At 61.0% G+C, this 290-nt stretch carries 1 protein-coding gene; it reads right to left on the reverse strand.

Translation table 11 applies throughout. The annotated features are described in order from the left end of the window. The coding region (locus tag ABR397_RS23765; RefSeq protein ID WP_350307842.1) for an AMP-binding enzyme at positions 1 to 290 on the reverse strand (290 nt) is incomplete at both ends.

The following is a 290-nucleotide window of genomic DNA, read 5'->3' on the forward strand; positions in this document are numbered from 1 at the left end:
CGGTCCAGCTTGCCGTTCGGGGTCAGCGGGAAAGCCGCCAGCATCACAAAGGCACTGGGCAGCATATAATCGGCCAGCTGCTGTGCCAGTTGCGGGCGTAAATCCGCCGGCATCAGTGCAACACCGGATTGAGGCCGGACATAGGCCACTAACCGTTTATCCCCCGGGATATCTTCGCGGGCGATAACGGCTGCTTCCGCTACCCCCGGACACTGGGTCAGGCGCGCTTCTATTTCCCCCAGCTCAATACGGAAGCCACGCAGCTTGACCTGAAAGTCGTTACGGCCCAG

The sequence above is a fragment of the Photorhabdus viridis genome (assembly GCF_040256935.1).
GTDB classification, from domain to species: domain Bacteria; phylum Pseudomonadota; class Gammaproteobacteria; order Enterobacterales; family Enterobacteriaceae; genus Photorhabdus; species Photorhabdus viridis.